This is a genomic window from Propionicimonas sp., from assembly GCF_047606205.1.
In the GTDB taxonomy this organism is placed as follows: Bacteria; Actinomycetota; Actinomycetes; order Propionibacteriales; family Propionibacteriaceae; genus Propionicimonas.
On record NZ_JASGES010000054.1, the window covers coordinates 1 to 4,068 of the forward strand.

A 4,068-nucleotide genomic window follows, 5' to 3' on the forward strand; every position below is an offset into this window, starting at 1 on the left:
CGCGCGGCACCCGGGACCGGTGTGGCGGCGCCCGCATCCGGGCCGGGCGGCGGCGCGCGGAGCATCCTGCGCGCAAGTATGGTGAGGGCATGAGGCGCAGGGAGCGGCACGGACGCGGCTTGCGGGGACCGCTGGCCGCGCCGAACCCGTTGACGGGAGCTCCGGTTCCGCTGCGCCAGCGGGCTCGCAGCGCAGACTTCTTCGCCGACTGCCTGCGGGCCTGTGTGGCGCGGACGGCACGGACCTGTCCGCGCGCGCTGGTCGGCATCGACATCGGCTATGAGGAGGTCCCCGGGAACCTGGAGGCGTGGCGCAGCGTCCGGGTACCGCTGGCGGCCGCCGTGCCGGCCCGCCCGGGGCAGAACGGCCAGGTCGTCCTCTTCCGCCGGCCCCTCGAGCACAGGGCGGCGTCGAGGGCGGAGTTGCGCCGCCTCGTCCATCGCGCCCTGCTCGAGCAGCTCTCGGCCCTCACCGGCATCGGCGTCGACGAGCTCGACCCGTCCGGAGACCTCGGGGACGACTGGGACTGACGCCCGGCGACAGGGCGGAGCCCCGGCCCGGAGCTCCCGGTCCGAGGGGCGAACCCACCGCCGCAGCGGCGCAAGGGTTGGGGACGAGGTCGCGAGAGAGTTCCGCGCGTCCCGCCGGGTCAGCTGCCCGCGTGGGGGTCGAAGACCACGGTGGCCGACTCGCTGCGGCCGTCCTCGGCGGCGAGGTCGACCACCGCCAGGCCGCGCACCTTTCCCAGGCTGGCCGTGCTGACCAGCGCGCCCCGCAGAGTCGCCGACGCGGTGCGGATCCGAACCAGGTTCGTCGCACCCCTGGCGAGGTCCACCTCCACCAGCGACCCCGCCGGCACGGTGACCTCCTCCGGGTCGCCCGTACGCGAGGAGTCACCGAGGGTGAGGGTCGCGGTCGCCTCCGTGTCGCCGGGGTTCACCAGTTGCAGCACGGTCCTCGCCTGCCTGCCCAGCGCGATCGGCCACAGCGAGTCGGCCGGCAGCGCCTGCGTCCCCACCGTGTACGCAGGATCGTGGCGCGCGCCGGCGGCGCCGGTGTCGAGCCACACCCCCGCCGACACCGGCTGGGTCGAGGTCAGGTGCAGGGCGCTGGACAGGCCGTCGAGGTCGGCGGCCAGGTCGATCGTCCGCGTCGTCCCCGCCGGGACCTCGAGCTCGGACGCACCGGCCACCTCACCGGGGCCGGACGTCATGAACGTGCCGATCGAGACCGTCGCGGTCCGCTCGCCCGGGTTCGTGACGACCAGCGTCCGCGCCCCCGACCCCGCCGGCAGGCCGGGTACCACCACGTCGCTCGCCGGTGCGGTCGTCTCGGCCAGCCAGTCCGCTCCCCGCGGCTCCTCCCCCGCCCAGGTGCGTTGCCGGACGAAGGCCGCCACGCGGCCGTCGCCGCTGCTCACCTCGACGGTGACCGGGCCGTCAACACGGTCCAGGGTGCCCAGGGACACCGTCTGCACCGAGTCGGCCTCCACCTCGACGCCACGGGGCGCCGAGATCCTGCCGGTCGGGCCGTACACCGTGAGGTCGACCGATGCACGGGTGCCGTCCAGGTTGGCCACGACGACCTCCGACTGCGCGGCGTCGCGGATGTCGACGCCGGTGAACCAGTGGTCCGTACTCGGTGCCGCACAGGTGGACGCCGACAGTCCGCGGTCCGCGCCGGCCGAGGCCGACACCGACGTGGTCGCGCCGAACGGGCCGGGCAGCAGTGCGGAGACCCGGCGGGAGGCGCCCGGCGCCTTCAACACGGTGAACCCGGTCGCCCCGGTGACCGAGGACGGGTCGGTCACCGTCGAGGTGTGCAGTCCGGGGCTGATCGAGTCCGCGGCCACCTGCACGGTCGCGGTCGCCGACTCGAACCCGGGGCACACCACGGAGACCCTCGTCTCGGACGTGGTGAACGGTGTCTCGGGGACGGACTGCGCGCCCGACAGGGTGGCGGCCACGGTGGCGCCGGCAACCACGACAACCACGGCTCCCGGCCAGATCCAGCGGTTCATTCGGCACCTCCGGCGAGCCGACGCGGCCCGGACGACTCGTTGCGGCGGCGAACCGCCGGCGCGGCCAGGATCGCCAGCAGGACCAGCCCCGCGAGCTGCACCCATGCCCACCAGGTCGACCCGCCGTCGAGGTGGTACTCCAGCGTCCCGCTGAGCGCGCCGACCGCGTACTGCGATCCCGGCGTCCCCCCTGCGACCGCGTCCAGCCTGGTCGACCCGACCTGCACCACCCTGCGGGAGTCGGGAGGCTCGGCGAGGCGCAGCACCCTGGAGTCCGGACCGGCCGCGACCTGCGACCCGTTGCCCACCGGGGTGCGGGCGTCCCCGTCCGCGACCACGGCGATCGCCGAGTCGGGCACGGGCCAGACGTAGTGGGCGTCGTCTCCGGTGCCGAGGCCGAGGCCGGGCACGTTGTTGATCGCCAGCCGCTGCTCGGAGGTGCCGCCGGCGAGGGTGATGTTGGAGACGCCGAGGGTGACCAGGTCGGGCAGCAACTGGTCGTCCGCGCTCTCTCCGACGAGCCGGGCCGCCACCGACGCCGCCCGTTGACTGGCCGCGATGTCCCCGCCGAAGGCGAGGCCGGTCTCGGCATCACCGAGCCGGCCGAAGTCCCCCTCCAGGAGTGCCCAGCGCACCTCGCCGCCGGGGTCCGCGACCAGGGCGAGCGTGCGTCCGGGCGTGGCCGAGGTCTGGGCGTTGCGGACGAAGGCGGGGACGTCCCCGACCGTCCGGCGACTCAGGTCGGTCTGCCCCGCGACGACCCACCAGCCCGCCCCGACCAGCATCGCCAGCACACAGACCAGCGCCAGGCCCAGGCTGGCGAGGTGCCGCAGGCCGAGGTCGCGGCCCTGGAGCTCGGTCGCGATCCCGTCCAGGCCCGCGCACGCCGCGATCACGAGCGCTGCGATGAGGAGCAGCTGCCATTCCAGCGCCTGGGGCCGCACCCACGTACCCGGCGGCACCTGGACCACGAGCCGGGTCACCCCGATCGCCACCACCGCCGCCACGCCGGCGCCGGCCAGCGCGCGTCCCGACACCCCGGGGCGACGGGCCGCACCGGCGAGAGCAGCCAGCCACAGGACGACGAAGAAGCCCAGCGAGATCCACAGCGGAGGGCTGCCGGCGAGCGTGCGGCCCACCAGCACCTCCCAGGGGGCGGAGGCCGTCAGCGGAGCGAGTTGCGGCTCGATGCCGGTCAGCAGGCGCCCGGGATAACGCCACAGGGTCGGGCCCCACGGCCCGACCAGCAGGAGCAGCGGAGCGGCCAGGACCAGCGCCCACTGCGTCCAGGCGCGGACGCGCCGCGCCGGGATCGCCGTCCACAGCGCGGCCAGCACGGCGGCCGCCCAGAACAGGGGGACGAGCGCGCACGCCAGCAGCATCCAGAACGCGACCGCGCCCGCCCTGCGCCAGCTCCAGGCACGGTCGGCGAGCCAGCGCCAGCTGCTGTAACCCAGGATCGGCAGCAGGACGGCGGTCGCGGCGAGGCCGAACGAGCCCGCGTTGAGGCCTCCGATCAGGGCGGGCCCCACGGCGTACCCCAGTGCCCCGAGGGCCGCGAGCCGACGGTCGGCCACGACCTGTCGGAGCAGCCGGAACCCCATCAACCAGGCGAGCGGGACGGCCAGCACCATGGTCCCGGTGACCAGCCACTCCGGACGCCCGATCGTGATCAGGGAGAAGAGTGCGGCCAGGCCGGTCCACGGTGCCCCGGAGACTCCGGAGCTGCCGGCGACCGGTGCCAGGTAGGAGGCCATCAGTTCGGTCCACCCCTCCGGGGCCGCCAGCAGCTGTGCAGCGGTCAGCGATCCACTGCCGAACGTGGTCCGGGCGGCGAGGAGGGCCGCCGCGCCGATGAGGACGACTCCGACGAGGGCGAGCGGCATCCGGTAACGGGTGGTCCCGGTGGCGGCGAAGTCGTCGCCGGTCATCTCGTCCAGGCTGACCGCCGCCGAGCCGCGGCCGGAGAAGGTGCGCAGCCAGTCGACCAGCCGCGCGGCCACCTGTTCGGCGGAGCGGCGGACGGCGGACCCGGCCGCGGGCCTCAG

3 protein-coding genes are annotated in these 4,068 nt (G+C 75.2%); 1 reads left to right on the plus strand and 2 read right to left on the minus strand.

Translation table 11 applies throughout. From position 1 onward, the window contains the following. The first annotated feature begins 89 nt into the window (after window positions 1-89). Window positions 90-530 carry a metallopeptidase family protein gene (locus QM633_RS03585; RefSeq protein WP_415152359.1) on the plus strand — a complete coding sequence of 147 codons (441 nt, stop codon included), beginning with the start codon at window positions 90-92 and terminating at the stop codon, window positions 528-530. A gap of 119 nt (window positions 531-649) precedes the next feature. On the opposite strand, the gene QM633_RS03590 is transcribed toward QM633_RS03585, so the two are convergent. After that, window positions 650-2,020 carry a DUF5719 family protein gene (locus QM633_RS03590; protein WP_415152360.1) on the minus strand — a complete coding sequence of 457 codons (1,371 nt, stop codon included), beginning with the start codon at window positions 2,018-2,020 and terminating at the stop codon, window positions 650-652. Continuing rightward, window positions 2,017-4,068: hypothetical protein (locus QM633_RS03595; protein WP_415152361.1), on the minus strand; the 2,052-nt coding region annotated here is incomplete at its 5' end. The genes QM633_RS03590 and QM633_RS03595, both read right to left, overlap by 4 nt.

What these genes read in the sequence shown, in the direction of transcription:
- QM633_RS03585 (WP_415152359.1), top strand. Translation starts at nt 90, where the DNA reads ATGAGGCGCAGGGAGCGGCACGGACGCGGCTTGCGGGGACCGCTGGCC.
- QM633_RS03590 (WP_415152360.1), bottom strand. Translation starts at nt 2,020, where the DNA reads ATGAACCGCTGGATCTGGCCGGGAGCCGTGGTTGTCGTGGTTGCCGGC.